Annotated in this window: 16 protein-coding genes; 6 read left to right on the top strand and 10 right to left on the bottom strand. The window is 55.8% G+C overall.

Annotated features, from left to right (window positions below):
* Window positions 1-63 precede the first annotated feature (63 nt).
* Together EP166_RS09325 and EP166_RS09330 are read right to left on the bottom strand one after the other, a co-directional pair.
* Complete coding sequence (locus tag EP166_RS09325; RefSeq protein WP_127556548.1) at window positions 64-834, bottom strand: hypothetical protein; 771 nt, start codon at window positions 832-834, stop codon at window positions 64-66.
* The gene (locus EP166_RS09330; RefSeq protein WP_246026262.1) at window positions 819-1,397 is read right to left on the bottom strand and encodes an RNA polymerase sigma factor; all 579 of its coding nucleotides are present in this window, start codon (window positions 1,395-1,397) and stop codon (window positions 819-821) included. Before EP166_RS09330 ends, EP166_RS09325 begins: the two co-directional genes overlap by 16 nt.
* 338 nt (window positions 1,398-1,735) lie before the next feature.
* Here EP166_RS09330 and EP166_RS09335 point away from each other — a divergent pair, with 338 nt between their 5' ends.
* A complete protein-coding gene (locus EP166_RS09335) occupies window positions 1,736-2,221 on the top strand; it encodes an Hsp20 family protein (protein WP_127556549.1) in 486 nt (161 codons plus the stop codon).
* Window positions 2,222-2,321: 100 nt separating this feature from the next.
* Here the strand turns inward: EP166_RS09335 and EP166_RS09340 are convergent, their stop codons facing one another.
* The 7 genes from EP166_RS09340 to EP166_RS09370 all read right to left on the bottom strand — a co-directional run bounded on the left by EP166_RS09340 (window position 2,322) and on the right by EP166_RS09370 (window position 9,617).
* On the bottom strand, window positions 2,322-3,761 hold the full coding sequence (locus EP166_RS09340; protein WP_164743887.1) for an FGGY-family carbohydrate kinase: 1,440 nt from the start codon (window positions 3,759-3,761) through the stop codon (window positions 2,322-2,324).
* Window positions 3,758-4,072: an L-rhamnose mutarotase gene (locus EP166_RS09345; RefSeq protein WP_246026263.1), complete on the bottom strand. Its 315-nt coding sequence runs from the start codon at window positions 4,070-4,072 to the stop codon at window positions 3,758-3,760. Before EP166_RS09345 ends, EP166_RS09340 begins: the two co-directional genes overlap by 4 nt.
* Window positions 4,069-5,064 carry an ABC transporter permease gene (locus tag EP166_RS09350; protein WP_246026264.1) on the bottom strand — a complete coding sequence of 332 codons (996 nt, stop codon included), beginning with the start codon at window positions 5,062-5,064 and terminating at the stop codon, window positions 4,069-4,071. The genes EP166_RS09345 and EP166_RS09350 overlap by 4 nt, the downstream gene beginning before the upstream one ends.
* A 22-nt stretch (window positions 5,065-5,086) precedes the next feature.
* Window positions 5,087-6,112 carry an ABC transporter permease gene (locus EP166_RS09355; protein WP_246026265.1) on the bottom strand — a complete coding sequence of 342 codons (1,026 nt, stop codon included), beginning with the start codon at window positions 6,110-6,112 and terminating at the stop codon, window positions 5,087-5,089.
* Window positions 6,109-7,611 carry a sugar ABC transporter ATP-binding protein gene (locus tag EP166_RS09360; protein ID WP_127556552.1) on the bottom strand — a complete coding sequence of 501 codons (1,503 nt, stop codon included), beginning with the start codon at window positions 7,609-7,611 and terminating at the stop codon, window positions 6,109-6,111. Before EP166_RS09360 ends, EP166_RS09355 begins: the two co-directional genes overlap by 4 nt.
* Window positions 7,612-7,754: 143 nt before the next feature.
* The gene (gene rhaS, locus EP166_RS09365) at window positions 7,755-8,750 is read right to left on the bottom strand and encodes a rhamnose ABC transporter substrate-binding protein (protein ID WP_127556553.1); all 996 of its coding nucleotides are present in this window, start codon (window positions 8,748-8,750) and stop codon (window positions 7,755-7,757) included.
* Between the two features lie 60 nt (window positions 8,751-8,810).
* A complete protein-coding gene (locus tag EP166_RS09370) occupies window positions 8,811-9,617 on the bottom strand; it encodes a DeoR/GlpR family DNA-binding transcription regulator (protein WP_127556554.1) in 807 nt (268 codons plus the stop codon).
* Window positions 9,618-9,825: 208 nt separating this feature from the next.
* On the opposite strand from EP166_RS09370, the gene EP166_RS09375 reads away from it, so the two are divergent.
* Both EP166_RS09375 and rhaI read left to right on the top strand, forming a co-directional pair.
* Entirely contained in the window at window positions 9,826-11,925 is a 2,100-nt protein-coding gene (locus EP166_RS09375; protein WP_127556555.1) for a bifunctional rhamnulose-1-phosphate aldolase/short-chain dehydrogenase, read from the top strand.
* A gap of 27 nt (window positions 11,926-11,952) precedes the next feature.
* A complete protein-coding gene (rhaI, locus tag EP166_RS09380; RefSeq protein ID WP_127556556.1) occupies window positions 11,953-13,242 on the top strand; it encodes an L-rhamnose catabolism isomerase in 1,290 nt (429 codons plus the stop codon).
* Here the strand turns inward: rhaI and EP166_RS09385 are convergent.
* Window positions 13,228-14,256 carry a LacI family DNA-binding transcriptional regulator gene (locus EP166_RS09385; RefSeq protein ID WP_220432534.1) on the bottom strand — a complete coding sequence of 343 codons (1,029 nt, stop codon included), beginning with the start codon at window positions 14,254-14,256 and terminating at the stop codon, window positions 13,228-13,230. The genes rhaI and EP166_RS09385 overlap by 15 nt on opposite strands.
* 182 nt (window positions 14,257-14,438) lie before the next feature.
* Here EP166_RS09385 and EP166_RS09390 point away from each other — a divergent pair, with 182 nt between their 5' ends.
* From EP166_RS09390 to EP166_RS09400, 3 genes are all read left to right on the top strand, one after another.
* Window positions 14,439-16,769 carry an alpha-L-rhamnosidase gene (locus EP166_RS09390; protein ID WP_127556558.1) on the top strand — a complete coding sequence of 777 codons (2,331 nt, stop codon included), beginning with the start codon at window positions 14,439-14,441 and terminating at the stop codon, window positions 16,767-16,769.
* A 62-nt stretch (window positions 16,770-16,831) separates the two neighbouring features.
* Window positions 16,832-18,121, top strand: coding sequence for an ABC transporter substrate-binding protein (locus EP166_RS09395; RefSeq protein ID WP_127556559.1), 1,290 nt, complete (start codon window positions 16,832-16,834; stop codon window positions 18,119-18,121).
* A 95-nt stretch (window positions 18,122-18,216) separates the two neighbouring features.
* Window positions 18,217-19,116, top strand: a complete 900-nt coding sequence (locus EP166_RS09400; protein ID WP_220432535.1) for a carbohydrate ABC transporter permease — start codon at window positions 18,217-18,219, stop codon at window positions 19,114-19,116.
* Window position 19,117 lies beyond the last annotated feature (1 nt).

Genomic DNA, 19,117 nt, shown 5'->3' on the forward strand with positions numbered 1-19,117 from the left:
AGCTCGCGCAGAGCCCTGGGGGAGTTATTCAGAGGCTCCCTAGCACCAGCGTAACTGGCAATGCTAACCGTCGGCCGAATCCCAATTACCCAGTTGAATACAGGGTCCTTCCATCAACGCCAGCTGTGGTTGAATGGTGCCGGGGTTGTCGTTGACCACCAACCGGTGGGCTTCCATCACGGCCTGCCAACCTTCGGCATCCAGATCCCAGCGTCGGTTTTCAGGGGTGACGGCGCCCAGGTAAACCCACTCCCGGTTTTCTCCGGTTTCAGCCCAGAGGTGCGTAGCACCCTCGGGCCGATCATCCAGGCGGGCCGACCACTGGGCTGATAACCAGGCCGGTTGGTCGCCGTTGCGACGGTAGCCGCTGACTACCAGTGCAACGTCACCTTCCCAACTGAGCGGGGCCATATAGGCTGGGCCGATGGATTCGGGCGAACGCACCAGGCCGAGGTTCAAGGTGATCATCACCAAGGCAACCAAGGCACCGCCGGTCACCGCTGGCCACAGCACGCCCGGGTTAAGCCAATCCAGAAGCCGGGTAAGGACGCCGGTTTTTCGGGTCGGCGCTGTTTGCGCTTTTGGTTTGCTATCCGCCGGTAACGAGTGTTCGATCTGACGCCAAAGGCTCGCCGGTGGCGCCTGCTCGGGGTAGCGGTTTTGGAGCGGCATCATTCGGTCCGACCAGTCCGCAACCGCAGCCTTCAGCGGCGGATGTTCCCGCATCAGTTGCTCCATGCGTCGACGCACCCGGGCCGTCATGTCACCCGCGACGTACTGGGCGGCCAACTGGTCGCAGACGTCGGGGTTGGAATACCTCAGGCTTCGAGACATCGTTTCAACTCCTGTAAACCACGCCGGATCCAGGCTTTCACCGTACCCAGAGGTCGCTCCAGTCGCTGCTGGACTTCATGATGGCTAAACCCGTAAATGTAGGATAAAACAATGGCCTGGCGAGCATTATCGTTCAGAACCTCCAGGCACCGCTCTATGCCACTGTCCACTGCGTTGTGGTGGGACTGCTCCCCGATATCAATCGGGTCCAGATCATCCAGGGATTCTTCACGTTTACGCTGCCGACTGCGAAGCCGATCAAGTGAGGCATTGCGGGTGATGACGATCAACCAGCCCCAGACAGACCCAACCCCGGTGTAATCTGCCGCCTGCTGCCAGACTTTCAGGTAGACCTCCTGCAAGACATCGGCGGCTTCTGCATCATCTTTGAGGATCTGCGCCGACACGTTCATCAGTCGGGCGCTGGTCAGGTCGTAAAGGCTGCGCAGCGCCCGGGTGTCTTGCGCACACACCCGTTCCAGCCAGCGCTGCATTTGCGCGGCTTCGACCGGGTCTGACTCTCTGGTACGGGAAGGCGTGGCCAAGACTGGGGCTCCGTTCATGATCCGGCGCCAGTATAAAGCGGTGTAGGGTCCCTGTCTGCGAAAGACGAGCATAACGAGACTATTGTAGGGGCGACGCTGGTAGCCATTCTGTGATTCCTCAATTATTCACCCGATTTATCAGTACAGACGCTACCCGGGTAACGGTTGGATGCACCCTTCAGGTTCTTTACTACTCACTCCTAACGATTTTTTTACATTTCAGAGCCGCTTGAAACCCTTCGCTTCAACCCTATCTTAAGTCGTGCAGCAGGACGTCTCGATGAGAGTCCCGGCTGTTATCTAACCAGTGCCCTCAGGGGCTGACTATTATATTGCTTCGTTAGGAGAATATGACTATGACACACATCGACTTAACACCACTGTACCGCAGCACCATTGGCTTCGACCGTATGGCCAACCTGTTGGATTCCGCCCTGCGTGGCGAGCAAACCTCCAACGGTTACCCGCCTTACAACATCGAAGTGACGGGTGAAAACGAGTACGGTATTACCCTGGCAGTGGCCGGCTTTGAAGAAGAGGAACTGAACCTTCAGGTCGAAAACGGCGTACTGACGGTACGCGGCAAGAAAGCCAACAACGAAGATGACAAGAACCGTCGCTTCCTGCATCAGGGCATTGCCTACCGGTCCTTTGAACGCAAGTTCAACCTGGCCGACCATGTGGAAGTGCGCGGCGCAGAGCTCAAGCACGGCTTGCTGACCATTCAACTGGTCAAGGAAGTGCCCGAGGCGATGAAGCCGAAAACCATTGCCATTAACGGCAAGGCTTCCAGCACGGCCATTGAGCATCAGGAAAACAAGGATAAAACCAAAGCTGCCTGATTGCAGCGGCGGTAATATCCACTGAAAACGGGGGAGGGCTCCCTCCCCCACTCTCTACTTTCACTTCTTTTTCAGGTTTACCCGCAAGACATCCAGGCATTTAAACAGAATGGCTCTTTATCGTTTCGTGCCATTGCCTGGCGTGCGCCTGCAGTAATCGGTCAGCTTTGTCAGGCAAAGGCTTAACCAGCGCACTGTCTTTTTGCAGTGCCTCAGCTCCCGATTTCTTCCCCTGCCACAACAAGGCCACTCCCTGCGCCGTACCCGTCACATCAGCACTGCACCTTACCGGCTGCGCCCCTTTTTGCTGACGCAGACTGGCAAGAACCCTCAGGTAGGTTTCATTACGGGCAAAGGCACCTTCAACGATGATGTCACCAACACGATGCTCCAGTCGGTCCAGGCAATAGTCTGTCATCAGCGCACAATACAAGGAGGCCAGGGCTGTTTTCTGGGTGGCGGTCAGTTCATGTACCGGTCCGGTCAGACGGCCATGTTGAGTGCGGAAGGGCCCGCCCTGATCACTGAATGACGGTACCGCAAACACACCCAGCTGCATCACGCTTTCAAGATCCTTCAAATCCGACTCACTGGTGCCTCTGAGTGTTTCCCACTCGCGCCCGCCCATGAATCGAATGGTCGGAACGGCATCGCCAAAGGCATTGACGTTCAGCAGCATGTCATCGGCTTCGGTCAGGGTGACCGGTTCACCACCCACCCGACACATAATCGTCCAGGTACCGCTGGACACCACCGTAAAAGGCTCGCTTGCGCTCAACAAATGCGGCACCAGCGAGGCATTGCTGTCGTGAATGCCATTGCAAACGACACAGTCTGCCGGCAAGCCTAATGAGTCGGCCAGTTCAGGTCGAATCGTGCCAACCGGCTGGCCGGTAGCAGCAACGGGTGGAAATAAATCACACCAGCCAAGTCGCGTAACCAGGTCAGAAAAGTCGTTTCGGGCTGGCGACCACAAGTCGGTGTGACACCCCAGCGAGGTCACTTCGCTGACTTTTTTGTCACTCAATCGCCAACCCCAGTATTGTGGCAGAGTCAGAATATCGGTGACTTCAGAGAACCGGTCCGGAAAGGCTTTAGACAGCCAATAGAGCTGCAAGCCCAGATTCAGGCCAACGGCCATTTCCGGGCTACCTGTCTGCTCAAACCCGGAACGCAACGCCCTGTAATCTTCAACAACGGCCTGGCAAACATCGCTTTCGTAATCAAGAATGGGCAGCGCCAATGCATCGCCTTTCAGACAAGCTGCCGTGGCGCCGTGAGTGGTGATGGCTATCGCCCGAACGCAGAACCGCTCGCCAAAGTTTTTAAGACCCCGCTGTAACCAGAGCCAGGTACCTTCGCTGTCCAGATGCGGGTAGGGTGACCGATCGATCACCTCGTTCGTGTGTCGCAATACATCCAGCGGTGCGTCTGTTAGCTGGTTGGCGTCAAGCGCACACAGTTTCAGGTTGGTTTTACCAATGTCGAACACCGCAACAATGTCCGCCTTGCTCGCTTGGGTCTGCTGATGGGCTGTCACGGTAAATGAAAAACCTCTTTCAGGGGAATAGCAAACGGTTCTGTTGAGTCTGTGCGGTTTTCCATGATGTCCGCCATCGCATCCCACCAGCGCTGCATCACCGGCGCAGCCTTAAGCCTAGCTTCGTCCAGTGGCTGGTCGGTTTCAAAACTGGCGAACAGCTGCAGCGTCTCCGGGTGCAGGAAAATACGATAATTGCGCATGCCGCAGGCTTTCAGGTGCTCGCGCAGGTCTGGCCAGAGGTCATCATGGCGGCGCTGGTATTCTGCCTCGTAACCCGGGTGTAATTGCATGACAGAGGCATAGATCACAAGCGTTTACTCCGCATGGCTTTCAAGCGCTGCGCGATGATCGGCAGGCTAATCACCGTGATCAGCATGGCCCCGATAATAATCGTCATCACCACACCAGGCACATTCAACAAACCCAGGCCAAAGGTCACGATGCCCATCAGAAAAGCGGCTATCACCACCCCAATAATCGAACCCGAGCCACCCAGGATATTCACACCACCCAGCACCACCATAGTGACGATGCTCAGCTCCCAGCCAAAGGCAATCGCCGGCCGGGTACTGCCCAGGCGAGACGTCAGCAGCACAGATGCCAGCCCCGCCATTAACCCGACGGCGGCAAACAAAATCATCTTGTGACGGTTCACCCGAATCCCCGAGTACTCGGCCGCTACCGGGTTGGCACCGATGGCGTAGGTCCGGCGGCCAAAGTTGGTATGATGCAGCAAAACATAAAACAGCAAAGCCGCGCCCAAAAACAGCACAAACTGAAAGGAAAACACCCAGTGTACGTAGCCCTGGCCGAAGTAGGAAAACCCGGCGGGGTAACTGTTCAGTACCTCATTGCCCATCAGACCATTGGTAATGCCACGAAACAGGCTCATGGTGCCAATCGTGACCACGATCGACGGAATGCCGAAGGTCGTGACAATAAAACCATTGAACAGCCCGCAGAGCAGACCGACAAACAAGCCGATAACCACGACGGCTGGCACACCAGCCCCCAGTTCGGCGATCATCCCCATGGCCACTGACGCCAGCGCCATGGTCGATGCCACCGACAAATCAATTTCCCGGCAGATAATCAGCATCGCCATCGGCAAAGCGATCAGGGCGCGTTCGGTAAAATTAAAGGTCGCATCCGACAGGTTCCAGACACTCAGGAAGTAAGGTGATGCCATTGCAAACATGACAAAAACGAAGGCGAACACCGCCAGTAAAAACGTTTCCCAACGAAAGGCGATGCCCTTCCAGGAAGCGCCCAGCTGATTGGGCGTAGTGGCTTGATTCATGGTTTGTTCCATAAAAGGTTCCTCAACGGCTCGCGGCGGTTCCCGGGTTCGGTTGCAGGGCGTCGGCAGCTATTGCCTTGCGCAGGATGATGCGATCGGCACGACGCTCCGAGCGGGAATTGGCGATCACCGCGATCAGGATGACCGACCCCGAAATGGCCAGTTGCCAGAACTGGGATACCCCGACAACACTCAGCGAATTATTGATAATGCCCAGGAACAGAGCCCCCAGAATCACACCGCCAACCGAGCCGACACCCCCCATAATGCTGATACCGCCAATAACGCAGGCCGCCACAACTTGCAGCTCAAACCCATTGGCAACTTCCACATAAGCCACCGCATAGCGGGACACCCAGAGGTACCCGCACAACCCGGCCAGTGCGCCGGAAATAACAAACGCCTTGAACTGCGTCAGCCCCACGTTAATGCCGGTATAGAAAGCCGCATGGGGGTTGCCGCCTGACGCGTAGAGTTCGCGGCCAAAGGGGCGAAAACGGCTCAACAAGTACACCGCTACCATCACCACCAGGGCGATCCAGCTCAATACGGGAAGACCGAGAAAAACCTGGCGTGGCAGGGCCAGAAATTCCGGGCTCATCTGGTGAGCGTTTACCCATTCACCACCACTGAGTAAAAAGATGACACCGCGATAGATGCTCATGGTCCCCAGCGTCACCACAATGGCCGGAACACTCAACAACCAGACAAAGGCGCCGTTGATTGCCCCCAGGCCAGCCCCGAGTATTAACGAAAGAACCAGCAGCAAAGGAATGGGCACGCCTGGAAAGACTGAGTTGATTAACGCCACAACCATTCCGGTTAGCGCCACATTCGCCGCCACCGACAAGTCAATACACCGGGTCAGAATCACCAGCATCTGGCCCAGCGCCAGGATGATCAGAATGGAGGTGTCGTTAAAGACACTGGCCAGGTTCTCAGGGTGAACGAACCCCGGGTTAATACTGGCAATAACCACCAGCATGAACAGGATCACCGTCGCCAGCAGCAGTTCCCGTTGCTCCACGATTCGCATGGCAAACTTCATGACTGGCCTCCGGTAGCGGCACTGACAATGCCCTCGGCACTGGCTTCACTGCGCAATAACGTTTGGGTGATCAACCCCTCGTGCATCACAATAATCCGGTCTGCCATGCCCATGACTTCAGGCAGTTCAGACGACACCATAATGACTGCAAGCCCCTGCTGCACCAGCTCTGACATGAACTGATGCACCGCTGCCTTGGAGCCGATATCAATCCCCTTGGTTGGTTCATCCAGAATAATGACCTTGGGATCAGTCGCCAGCCACTTGGCAATCACCACCTTCTGTTGATTGCCACCCGACAGGTTATTCACCACTTCACTCCAGTTGGAGGTTTTTACATTCAGTCGTTTGGCATAATCCTGGGTCAGCTCGTACTCCCGGCTTGGCCGAAGGAAGCCGGCTTTGCTGGTACGATGCAACTGCGGCAGGCTGATGTTCTGATAAATCGGCAAGTCGAGCATGACACCCTGTTGCTGGCGTTCTTCGGGCACATAAACAATACCGTGGTGAATGGCTTCAGCCGGAGAGCGAATGTCGATTGGTTGGCCATCCAGAAAAACCTGTCCGCTGGCTTTGGGTGATAACCCGATGATCGCCTTCATGATCTCGGTGCGCCCGGCTCCTACCAAACCATATAGCCCCAGGATTTCCCCGCGACGAACGTCAAAGGATATATCGTCGAATTCAGTCGGGTGGCTGAGACTTTTCACACTGAACACGGTGTCACCAAGCTCCGCCTCAACCTTGGGGTAGGTATCCTTAACGCTACGGGCGACCATCATTTCCACCAGCTCAGGCTCTGTGACCTCCTTAATGGAACCGGCGCCGATGTAACGGCCGTCGCGAAACACGGTATACCGATCCGCCACGGCAAAAATCTCATCAAACTTGTGGGTAATAAACAGAATCGCGGTGCCGTTGGCTTTAAGCCGCTCGATAATCTCATACAGCTCTTGTATTTCGTGGTGTGACAAGGCCGCGGTGGGCTCGTCAAGAATCACGACCCGCGCCTTTACCGACAACGCCCGGGCAATGGCAACCATATGCTTCTGGCCGATGCTCAGCCCTTTGAGCGGCGCTGTGGGAGAAAGCGGCGCTTCAATCTCAGCCAGAATCGCCCGGGCGCGTTCGTTCATGGTCGACCAGTCGATGGACTTCAGCCACCCCTTGGTCGGGTAACTGCCCACAAAAATATTTTCCGCGACGCTCAGTTCATCGAACAGAACCGTTTCCTGGTGAATAGCGGTAATGCCCATCTGGCGGGCCGCCTCCGGATTCGGAAAACTCACTACTTCACCGTTAAACCAGATGTCTCCGGCCTCCGGCTGATAGATACCGGTCATGGTTTTTACCAGAGTCGATTTACCGGCCCCGTTCTCACCAACCAGAGCAGTGACTTGCCCGGAGTACAGTTCGAGCTGAACGTCATCCAGCGCTTTTACTCCAGGGAATACTTTTGACACATTGCGTAGAGCAAACAAGGGCGTATCAGTGGTCATGGCGATTTCTTATAGTTATAAATCAACGTAACAGGCTGCCTGTCCTGAGTAACCCTTAACAGACAGCCTGAGTTGAATGCATTTCTTAGGGAGCCGTTATCAACGTTTTTGCCAACGGCTCACCATCACTCAACCGCTGCAGATCAAAAGATCTCGGCGAACTGATGCACATTGCTGGCATCGTAGATAAAGGGCTCGGACATGGCGACTTCGCCGTTGTCGTCCAGTGTGCCTTCACCCAGGCGACCCATCGATACAGTGCCATTGCCGTTGGTGTCTTTCACCAGATCATAGGCAATGTGAGTCGCCGCGTAACCCAGGTCGATCGGGTTCCAGATGGCAAAGTTGTGCACGACACCCGCATCCACATGGCCCGCCATTTCTGACGGCAAACCCAGGCCCGTTACATAGACTTCACCGACCCGGCCTTCATCGCGTACAGCTTGGGCCGCTGCCAGGAAGCCGACGGTGGTAGGCGCTACGATCACTTTCAGATCACTGTGGTTGCTCAGCAAAGCCAGGGCTTCGCGGTAGCTCTTGTCGGCCAGGTCATCGCCATAGGCGACATCAACCAGTTCCAGCTGCGGGTAATCGGGCAGCACCTTGCGCATTTCTTCAATCCAGATGTTCTGGTTGGTTGAGGTGGGCGTTGCGCTCATGATGGCAAACTGGCCTTCGCTGGCACCGGCTTGTTCCAGCGCATCTGCAGCCAGACGAATGTTCATTTCACCAATCAGGGCGTTGCTCGATGGATTCAGGTGCACTTCGCGACCTGCAGCCGCTACGCCGGAATCCCAGGATATTACCGTAATGCCCCGGCTGCGCGCGCGTTGCAGAATAGGCACCAGTGCATTGGCATCGTTCGCCGAAACCGCGATGGCGTCAACGTTCTGGGCAATCAGCGAGGTAATGACTTCAATCTGGCCTTCGGCTGTCGTGGTAGTTGGGCCGGTATAAATCACTTCGACATCACCCAGTTCGGCGGCCGCTTCCTGCGCACCTTCATGGGCCGCTTCAAAGAAACCGTTACCCAGCGATTTAACCACCAGGGCGATGCGCACATCCTCAGCATGAGACAGTGGCGAGAAAACAAGTGTTGCAACGGCAGCCGTCGCGGCTAAAAGGGTCTTCAGATTCATTGTGATTTCTCCATCTTATTGTTGTATTACCCTTTGAGCATCACGAAGGTCGCACTGCTGTCAGGGTATGGTTTCAGGCATCGTGGCCTGATTGGTCATTGAAACGACGATCAACTGGCACCCTGCCTCCTCGATCATCTTCCGGCTTTTTGCATCGATGCCATCATCGGTAATCACGTAATCGATGAGCGACAACGGGCACAAAATCAAATTGGACCGATTGCTGAATTTGCTGCTGTCGACCAGTAGCACCCGCTTTTCAGCCTGGTTAATCAGTTTCATCTCGGCCTGTACGATCAGCGGGTCCGCCTCCAGCACACCCTGTGGCCCAACACCCTGAGCGCCCAGAAACAGATAGGTCGCAAAGAAGTGGCTGGACACGTCGTTCGGGAAAGGGCTCAGGATGATGTTCTGCTCCTGATACACCGTCCCCCCGGGGACCGTGACGGTATTTTTACTGTGTTTCAGCAAGTGTTCGGCCATAACAAAGGAGTTGGTCAAAATGTTGAGCTTCTTTGTTTTTAAATGCTCAGCCATGAAGAAGGTGGTGGTGCCGCCATTAATAATGATGGAGGCAGCGTCTTCGCACAGGTTCACCGCCGCCCGGGCAATTTCCCGTTTGGCGCGGGCGTTGATCGACTGATTCACCGAATAGGGCCGCCCCAGCAGGCTGGTTCGACTCGGTGGGTTGATCGCTTCCGCACCCCCACGGACCTTCTTTAACTTGGCTTGTTTATGCAATTGACTGATGTCGCGCCTGACCGTCGCCTCCGAGACACCCAAGAGGTCAACCAGGTATCCCAGGGTGACAATCGGCTTCTCGTCGACCTCGGTCAGAATAATCCGATGTCGTTCAATTTCATGCATAACCAATCTCCTTCAGTCATATTAAGCAAGAAAATGCAATTTACAACCCTTTATTTGAAAATAAATGATTGATAATGAAATATTGTGACGCTAAACTTGGTAAAAATCGTTCACCACCCGTCATAACGCCAAGTATAACCAGCGCGGGGGGAACAGTCACAGCCAGACCGAACTATCGTCTATACCCAATACAATGAGGAACCTTCCTATGCCCGCCCAATCTGACGCGTTTATTCCCAACCTCTGGGATGACGCCACCGCCGCAACGCTGTCTGAACCGGAATTGTTGCAGTACCGCTCGAACCTGCTCGGTTCTGACATGCGCGTCACCAACTACGGTGGCGGCAACACCTCAGCCAAGATTTTCTGCAAAGACCCGCTCAACGGTGAGTCCGTTGAAGTATTGTGGGTAAAAGGCTCGGGCGGGGATATTGGCAGCATGGGGCTCGATGGTTTCGCCACCCTTTATATGGATAAGCTGCGAGCGCTGAAAAACCTGTATCGGGGTGAAGCACACGAAGACGAAATGGTCGATTACCTGCCGCACTGCACCTTTAACCTGAACCCCAAAGCGGCCAGCATCGATACCCCTCTGCATACCTATGTCGCCAAGGCGCACATCGATCACCTCCACCCCGATGCCGTTATCGCGATCGCCGCCTCAAAGAACAGCCGCGAACTGACCGAAGAAATCTACGGCGGCGACATAGGCTGGTTGCCCTGGATGCGCCCTGGCTATCAACTCGGCCTGGAGCTGGAAAAACTGGCCATTGAAAAGCCGCACTTGAAAGGCATCGTGCTCGAAGCCCACGGGCTCTTTACCTGGGGTGATACCAGCAAAGAATGCTATGAGACCTCGCTGGAGATGATCAACAAGGCGCAAGCCTGGCTGGACAAGCGCCTGGCCGGCGTCGACGCCTTCGGCGGCGCGCGCCACACCACACTGAGCGAAGACCGCCGCCGCGCCGTCGCCGCACAGCTGATGCCGGTGATTCGCGGTAAAACCAGCCAGCGCCAGCGCCAGATCGGCCACTTCAACGACAACCCGGAAGTGCTCGAATTCGTCAATTCCAACAACATGCCCGCGCTGGCGGAACTGGGCACCTCCTGCCCGGACCACTTCCTGCGCACCAAGATCAAGCCACTGGTCGTCGACTACGACCCGGCCAAAGACAACCTGGAAGACGTCATCGCCGGGCTCGACGCTCAACTCGACGCCTACAACCAGGATTACGCCGCCTACTATAATCGCTGCAAACGCGACAACAGCCCGGCAATGCGCGATGCCAACCCGGTCATCTACCTGGTGCCCGGCGTCGGCATGTTCTCCTTCGCCAAAGACAAAGCCACGGCGCGCATCGCCGGTGAGTTTTACGTCAACGCCATTAACGTTATGCGCGGTGCGTCCGGTGTAAGCGAATACATGGGTCTGCCCGAGCAAGAGGCCTTCGACATCGAATACTGGCTATTGGAAGAGGCCAAACTGCAGCGCATGCCCAAGCCCAAGGCCCTGGCCGGGCGGATTGCCCTGGTCACCGGCGGTGCTGGCGGCATTGGTCAGGCCACCGCCGCACGCTTGATGGCTGACGGTGCCTGCGTGATGTTGATGGATATCGACACCGGCAGCCTGACAGAGGTTGAAGGCTCATTTAAAAAGCAGTTCAGCCCCGACCAGGTCAATTCCGTCACCATGGACGTGACCAAAGAGCAGGCCGTCATTGATGCGATGGCGGCAACCTCGGTCGCCTTTGGCGGGCTCGACATTGTGGTGTCCAACGCCGGCATCGCATCATCCGCCCCGCTGGATGAAACCAGCCTCGACCTCTGGAACCTGAACCACAGCATTCTGAACACCGGCTACTTCCTGGTAGCGCGTGAGGCATTCAAAGTTCTGAAAGCCCAGCAGATGGGTGGCAATATGGTGTTCGTTGCCAGCAAAAATGCCATGGTCGCCTCGGCCAATGCATCGGCCTACTGCACCGCCAAAGCCGCCGAAGTTCAACTGGCGCGTTGCGTTGCCCTCGAAGGCGCGCCACACGGTATTCGTGCCAACGTGGTCAACCCGGACGCCGTTCTGCGCGGCTCGAAAATCTGGACCGGTAAGTGGAAAGAAGAGCGCGCCGACGCCTATAACCTGGCCGAGGATGAACTCGAAGACCACTACCGTCAGCGCAGCCTGCTCAAATTGAGCGTGCTGCCCGAAGACATCGCCGAAGGCATCTATTTCTTCGCCAGCGATGCCTCCGCAAAATCAACCGGTAATATCCTGAACGTCGATGCAGGCCATGCGCCCTCGTTCACCCGATAACAACAAGACAATGACTGGAGGTGGGTTATGACCCGGCCAATATCAACGGATCTGGTATCCGAACACAACCGTCAGCAGGAAACAGCGCTGACGGCTGACTATGACGCCCTGGCGGCAAAACTGGCCCGTAGCGATGTCGATATCGAACAACTCACCCAGGCGGCAACCGGCTTTGCCGTTGCCCTGCCCTCCTGGGGTGTGGGTACCGGTGGTACTCGTTTCGCGAGATTCCCGGGGCCTGGTGAACCGCGCACTATTTTCGAAAAACTGGATGACTGTGCTGTTATTCAGCAACTGAGCCAGGCCACGCCAACGGTGTCACTGCACATTCCCTGGGATCGGCCAACAGATCCGGCCGAGCTAAAAGCGTTTGCGGAAGATCGCGGGCTGGCGTTCGATGCGATGAACTCCAACACCTTTCAGGATCAGCCCGATCAGACTCAGTCGTACAAGTACGGCAGCCTCACCCACACCAGCGAGGCGGTGCGAGAGCAAGCGATCAAGCACAACATTGAGGTGATCGAACTGGGCAAAGCACTGGGTTCCAAAGCGCTGACCGTCTGGGTCGGCGATGGCTCCAACTTCCCCGGTCAACAGCATTTCCGCAACAGTTTCAGCCATTACCTCGACAGCGCCAAAACGATATACAACGCCCTGCCTAAAGACTGGAACATGCTGCTGGAACACAAGATGTTTGAGCCGGCGTTTTATTCCACGGTGATTCAGGATTGGGGCAGCAGTTATCTGGCAGCGAAGGAAACCGGCGAGAGGTGCTTGTCGCTGGTGGATCTGGGTCACCACGCACCCAACGTCAACATTGAGATGATCGTCGCGCGGCTGGCGCAGTTCGGCAAACTAGGTGGGTTCCATTTCAACGACAGCAAATACGGCGACGACGACCTAGACAGCGGTTCAATCGACCCCTACCAGCTGTTTCTGGTATTCCTGGAACTGGTGGACTTCAAAGCAGCAGAACCTAGCTTCGCACCTTTCTACATGCTGGATCAGTCACACAACGTCACCGACCCGGTCGAAAGCCTGATGTATAGCGCCGCCGAAGTTCAACGGGCGTTCATCAAGGCCAGCCTGGTCGATCGGTCGCAACTGGCCCAATACCAGGCTGATAACGACCCGCTGATGGCACAGGCAACCCTGAAAGCTGCCTTTAATCTGGATGTTGAGCCCATTTTGCAAATGGCACGGCATCGTACCGGCGGCGCCATCGACCCGATTGCCACCTACCGCAAGAGTGGGTACCGGGCCAACGTTGCCAAGCAGCGCCCTGCCAGTGGTGGGTCTGGTTCAGGTATCGTCTGAGCGCAGCGAACTGCCTCGAACGATCAGCTCCGGGCTGAACACTTTGTGTTCGGCCTCGGAGCGCCCTTCAATGCGGCTCAGCAGCAACTGAGCCGCAGCTACCCCGAGTTTATAGCCAGGCTGGTTCAGGCTACTCAGGCCAAAGGGCCGAAGCTGATCATCGTAGGTGTTGTCATAACCGACGACAGCGATGTCTTCAGGAATGCGCAGCCCAATCTCCGCGGCCGCAACAAACACCTGAGTTGCCACCATATCACTCCAGCAAAAGAGGCCATCCGGCCGATCCGGTTTTAGCAGTAATTCCCTGATCAGCGTTTCCGTCGAAGCGGCATCGAAAAAGCCGTGCACAATGGCATCAGATGGACGCTTATTCAGCCCACCCATAGCTTCAATAAAGCCGAGCTCACGCTGCTGAATAACGTTGGAAACACCAGGCTCAGGCAACGCCTGACTGAGCATCACAATGTTATGACACCCCTGTTCAATCAGGTGCCGAACAGCGACCCGGGCACCTAGTTTGTCATCGAAGTTAACCGTGTCGAAGGCATCCTCATCGGGGTGGTGGTGGGCAATAATGCAGGTTGGAACCTCGCGCGCAAACTGTTCAATTTTCTCGCCCGGCAGCCGCGGGGCAACCATAATCAAACCGTCCATCTGACGGTCTATCATGGCATTGATCAGAGCGGTTTCGAGCGGTTCAGTAGACTGCCCCACCCCCAGCAAAGGCTGAAAGCCGCTACCCTCCAGGCCCTTGAAAATACCGTCGAAAATGGTCGGCAGGTAGGGGTTGCGCAAGTCATTTTGCAACAGGCCAATAGTAAAGGTCTTGCCTCTTAACCCGCGTGCGGCGCTGTGCGGGCGGTAGCCGAGCTTTTGCATCGACGCCTGCACTTTTTCCCGCATGCGCTCGCTCACCCCGTAGGAATTACGCAGCACCTTGGAGACCGCAGCTACCGAGACATCGGCATCTTCAGCAACGGTGCGGATGGTGACCCGTTTAGCGCGCCCGGTCATGCAGAACCTCATTCATCCAAATGACACCTTATGATCAGTTGTGATTGATAGTAACGTTTTTTGACATTTTCTTCTTGCAATTCAATCGGCGATGACTAGTATAGTTTGTAGAACGTTATACAAAAACAAAACAAAGGCCGACGACTGGTTTTTCCCGTCGGCAGTAACGGAGACAATGCTTCATGACCGCACCCGCTCAGTCGGTAAGCCCGGCATTTCTGCATGCCCAAATGATTCAGCCCGGCACCGATGCCGGTGTTGGCAGCCCAGCGCCTTTCCTGAGCACAGAATTCGAACTGGCCGACCAACCCGCACAAGACACCCAGCTGTTGATAACCGCACTCGGCCTCTACCGCTGCTTCATCAACGGCAAGCGCGTGGGGAGCGACCTGTTAACCCCCGGTTGGACAGCGTATGACCTTCGCCTTAGCTACCAGACCTATTCAGTAGCCGACCTGCTTAAGCCAGGCACCAACCACATCGAAATCTGGTTGGCAGATGGCTGGCTGCGCTCACAGATGATGTGGGGAGATGTGGCACTGTTCAATACCTGGGGCGACAAGCTCGCCGCCATGGCTGAAATTCGCACCGCGGATGATCAACTTCTGGTGGCAACCAATGACCGCTGGAAATCCGGTCTGACCGCCATTCAGAAAAGCGGGATTTATCTGGGTGAGCACTTTGACGCTCGGGCCACAACGTTGGAAGCAACCCAGGGTGTTAATGTTTTAGGTTTCGACAGCTCAATCCTGATGTCGCAGGAAACAACACCGGTCAGAGAATTGAAGCCATTCAAAGCAGCAAATCAGTGGCATGACAGCGACGGCCGGTTGATTGTCGACTTTGGTCAGAACCTTGCGGGCTATGTCCGTTTCACTGTCGAGGCGCAGCCCGGTGACGAAGTTCTCATCGAACATTCTGAGATCGTCGGCCCGAATCGTGAGTTCGATAACCGCAATTACCGAACGGCAGCGGCAGAAATACGCTACACCTGTAAGGGCGTCGGCGCTGAGCAATATCAACCTCATTTTACCTTTATGGGATACCGCTATGCGCGGGTAACGCTCAGTGGCAAAGCGAAGCTCACGAGTATTGAATCTGTTCCCATCAGTTCCATACAACACCAGACTGGTACCTTCGAATGCGGCCAACCGCTGGTCAACCGATTGGTTGAAAATACGATCTGGTCACAGCGCTCTAACTTCATTGAAGCACCAACCGATTGCCCACAACGGGATGAACGCCTCGGCTGGACGGGGGATGCCCAGGTATTCGCCCCGACCGCCTGCTTCCTTCACGACAGCCATACCTTTTTGAGCAAGTGGCTTAACGACGTGTTGGTTGAACAAACCACCGAAGGCGCCATCCCGCACACGGTCCCCAACCCGGTACGGCGAGATAACTCCAAGATGCCCAACTTCGCCGGCAGCACCGGCTGGGGCGATGTCATCCACGTACTGCCACTCACGCTCTGGGACCACTACGGCGACCGCTCCGCGCTGGAGCGCAGCTTCCCCGCCATGTTGCGCTGGATCGATTTCGTATGGTCGATCAGCGATGGGCCCATCGTTCGACCACCCCGCAATTGGTCAGAGCGGGGGTTTTCATTCGGTGACTGGCTACAGCCTTCCGGGCCGACCGACAAACCGCATGCCACCATGGGTGATGATGCGGCTGCAACCATCTATCTCTATATCGCCTTAACCAATACGGCCAGGGTTGCTCGCCTGTTGGGAAACACTGATACCGAACACCAATTGCTTGCACAAGCGGAGCAAGTGAAATTGGCATTCGCCGAAGAATTCATTACACCGTCCGGACGCATTGCCTACAACGACCAAACCTCCTACGCCCTGGCGATCCAGCACAATCTGGTGCCCGAGCAACATTGGGCTGCAGTCAAAGGGTACTTTGTCGATGCCATTCACCGCACCGGAAAAACCATCGGCACCGGTTTCATTGGCACGCCAGCGCTGCTGCCAGCGCTGATAAAAATTGGCGAGCTCGAGCTGGCTTCTGAATTATTTCTCCAGGAATCGGTACCTGGCTGGCTCTACCAGGTGAAGCAGGGTGCCACCACCATCTGGGAACGCTGGGACGCCATTCGCGAAGACGGCACCGCCTTCTCGCCGGATATGAACTCCTACAACCACTATGCCTATGGCGCCGTATGCCAGTGGCTGTTCGAAGGTGTTGCGGGTATTCGCCCTGCTGAAGACCAGCCCGGTTTTAAAGCGATCGAATTCACACCGGTCATTTTGCCGACGCTGGGTCCGGTTCATGCCAGCTACCAGGCGCACATTGGATTGATCAGCGCCGCCTGGTCGGTTGAGGGTGACCGAGTAACCTACACCATTGAAATACCGCAAGGTGCCACGGGTCGTTTCTCCCAACCAGAACCGATCAGCGATGTGCAGTGCAACGGTCAACCTGCTTCATTGGCAGACCTGGCCGAACTCGGTGCGGGTCAGCACCGAATTACCTATCGGATGCAACGCCTGCTGCCTGACTGACGAGCAGAGTGTCAAACAGCATTCACTTAAAACAACCACAAAAAAAGCAATAGAGGTGACTCATGAAAACGACAAGAACGTTCCGCAGCCTGAGCCTGGCTCTTCCTGCCTTTATCGGGGCAACGGCGATTGCCTCGTCCCATGATCCGGTTGAGCTCAGTCTGCTGAGTGACAACTCACCCAACAGCGTGGCCGTTGCCAATGCCCTGGTTGCCGCTTATCAGGAGCGAAACCCCAACGTAGAGATCAGTGTGGAAATTCGCCCGGGTGGCTCGGAAGGGGACAACATTGTTCGAACCCGACTGGCCACCGGCAGCATGACCGACCTGTTTATCTATAATTCAGGCTCGCTGATGCAGGCGTTGAATCCGTCCAGAACCCTGGTTGATCTGAGCGATGAGGACTTTATGGAACGGATCTCGCCATCCTATCAGTCCGTTGTCGCTCAGGGTGAAGGCGTTTACGGTGTTCCGTTCGAGGCTGGCATGGGTGGTGGCATTTTCTACAACCGGGGATTGTACGAAGAGCTCGACCTGGAGGTCCCCACTACCTGGGACGCCTTCATGGAAAATAATGCCATCATTGACGCGCAAACGGATGTTGCACCGGTCATTGGTACCTTTGGTGAAACCTGGACAGCCCAGCTGTTCTTCCTCGCAGACTTTTATAATGTGCAGCAGCAAGACCCCGACTTTGCCGAGGAATTCACGGCGGGAAATCGGCAGTTTGCCAACAGTGAAGCAGCCCTGAACAGCTTCAGACGCATTCAGGAAGTTCACGAGGCCGGCTACTTTAACAGCGATTATGAATCCGCCGGTTACGAAGACGGCTTGCGCATGCTGGTCGAGGGTGAGGGTGCGCACTACCCCATGCTGACGTTCGCTGTCTCGGCAATGCTCGATAACTTCGGTGAAGAGAGCGTCGAAAACATCGGATTTTTTGCCCAGCCTGGAGACGACGGCAATGGCTTGACGGTCTGGATGCCCGGTTCGATGTACATCGCCAATACCAGTGACCACACCGATGAAGCAAAAGACTTTCTGGCGTTCGTTGCCAGCACAGAAGGCTGTGAAGCCATTGTCGAGACTATCGGCGCCGCAGGCCCCTTCCTGATCGAAACCTGTGGTTTGCCCGACACAGTGCCCCAGCCGGTCGCGGATATGCTGGTCTACTTCCAGGATTCAGACCGCAACGCACCGGCTCTGGAATTCCTGTCGCCGGTCAAGGGACCGTCGCTGGAACAAATCATGGTAGAAATTGGCTCCGGCTTCCGTGATGCACAATCCGGCGCAGAGCTCTATGATCGGGATGTGAGCCGTCAGGCCCGCCAACTCGGATTGTCTGGCTGGTAAATCCTAACCCGGCAATATTCTGACCTCGCTCACGCTGATCGACACTCCCGGTCAGTGTGAGCCCCAACTCCGGGGTTCTTGCAGTGGACACCATTATGAATCGGCACAAGCCAGACGTCCGTATACGAAAGACCAAGTCTGTCAGCATTCAGTCCTATTATCCGATGTGGTTCTTCTTACCCGCCGGCATGATTTATGGGCTGATGTTTCTTGTGCCGACCGTTGCCTCTTTCTATTTCAGCATGACCCATTGGACGCTGTTTGATCAGCGATTCATCGGCCTGGACAATTATCGTGAATTTTTTAATGAACCCTTCCTGTTGAAAGGGCTAATCAACACCTTTCTGTTTGGCTTTACCACCTCCGCCGGCAAGGTTGTGTTGGGCATGGCCCTGGCCGTCCTGCTGACTTCGAATATTTATTTCAGAGGACTGCTAAGATCCATGGTCTTTTTTCCGGTACTGGTCAGCACCATCGGTATCGGCATTACCTTCACCATGCTGATGGATCCCAACAGCGGTCTTATCAATCAAGCGCTCGCAGCCATCGGCGTCGACGGACCCCGCTGGCTGATAGACCCTGACCTGGCCATTTTCTCGGTCGCTCTGGTTGAAATCTGGCGGGGCGTTGGCCTGGCAACATTGATCATGATCGCCGGTCTTGCCGCCATTCCAACGGACTTTTACGAAGCAGCCCGGCTCGATGGCGCGACAGCCTGGCAGCAGTTCTGGAGAATCACACTGCCCCTGTCCAGGCCTGCCATTGCTACTGTAACCACGCTAAGCCTGATTGATGGTTTACGTACTTTCGACCTCGTCTGGGCCATGACACGGGGCGGCCCCGGGTTTGCTTCTGACGTGCTGGCGTCGGTAATCTACAAGCAATACCAGGCTGGCTTTTACGGACTCTCTACCGCTGGCAACGTGATCCTGTTTGTAGTGATTGCGGTGGTGGCGTTACCGATCGTGGCTTACCTCAACCGGGAGGAGCGTTAAG

The sequence above is a fragment of the Saccharospirillum alexandrii genome, assembly GCF_004000275.1.
GTDB classification, from domain to species: Bacteria; Pseudomonadota; Gammaproteobacteria; order Pseudomonadales; family Natronospirillaceae; genus Saccharospirillum; species Saccharospirillum alexandrii.

Bases quoted from the DNA above. Each gene is read 5' to 3' on its own strand.
- EP166_RS09390 (WP_127556558.1), top strand. From the start codon at position 14,439: ATGACCGCACCCGCTCAGTCGGTAAGCCCGGCATTTCTGCATGCCCAA.
- EP166_RS09335 (WP_127556549.1), top strand. From the start codon at position 1,736: ATGACACACATCGACTTAACACCACTGTACCGCAGCACCATTGGCTTC.
- EP166_RS09350 (WP_246026264.1), bottom strand. From the start codon at position 5,064: ATGAATCAAGCCACTACGCCCAATCAGCTGGGCGCTTCCTGGAAGGGC.
- EP166_RS09325 (WP_127556548.1), bottom strand. From the start codon at position 834: ATGTCTCGAAGCCTGAGGTATTCCAACCCCGACGTCTGCGACCAGTTG.
- EP166_RS09370 (WP_127556554.1), bottom strand. From the start codon at position 9,617: ATGCATGAAATTGAACGACATCGGATTATTCTGACCGAGGTCGACGAG.
- EP166_RS09375 (WP_127556555.1), top strand. From the start codon at position 9,826: ATGCCCGCCCAATCTGACGCGTTTATTCCCAACCTCTGGGATGACGCC.
- rhaS (WP_127556553.1), bottom strand. From the start codon at position 8,750: ATGAATCTGAAGACCCTTTTAGCCGCGACGGCTGCCGTTGCAACACTT.
- EP166_RS09395 (WP_127556559.1), top strand. From the start codon at position 16,832: ATGAAAACGACAAGAACGTTCCGCAGCCTGAGCCTGGCTCTTCCTGCC.
- EP166_RS09360 (WP_127556552.1), bottom strand. From the start codon at position 7,611: ATGACCACTGATACGCCCTTGTTTGCTCTACGCAATGTGTCAAAAGTA.
- EP166_RS09355 (WP_246026265.1), bottom strand. From the start codon at position 6,112: ATGAAGTTTGCCATGCGAATCGTGGAGCAACGGGAACTGCTGCTGGCG.
- EP166_RS09385 (WP_220432534.1), bottom strand. From the start codon at position 14,256: ATGACCGGGCGCGCTAAACGGGTCACCATCCGCACCGTTGCTGAAGAT.
- EP166_RS09400 (WP_220432535.1), top strand. From the start codon at position 18,217: ATGAATCGGCACAAGCCAGACGTCCGTATACGAAAGACCAAGTCTGTC.
- rhaI (WP_127556556.1), top strand. From the start codon at position 11,953: ATGACCCGGCCAATATCAACGGATCTGGTATCCGAACACAACCGTCAG.
- EP166_RS09330 (WP_246026262.1), bottom strand. From the start codon at position 1,397: ATGAACGGAGCCCCAGTCTTGGCCACGCCTTCCCGTACCAGAGAGTCA.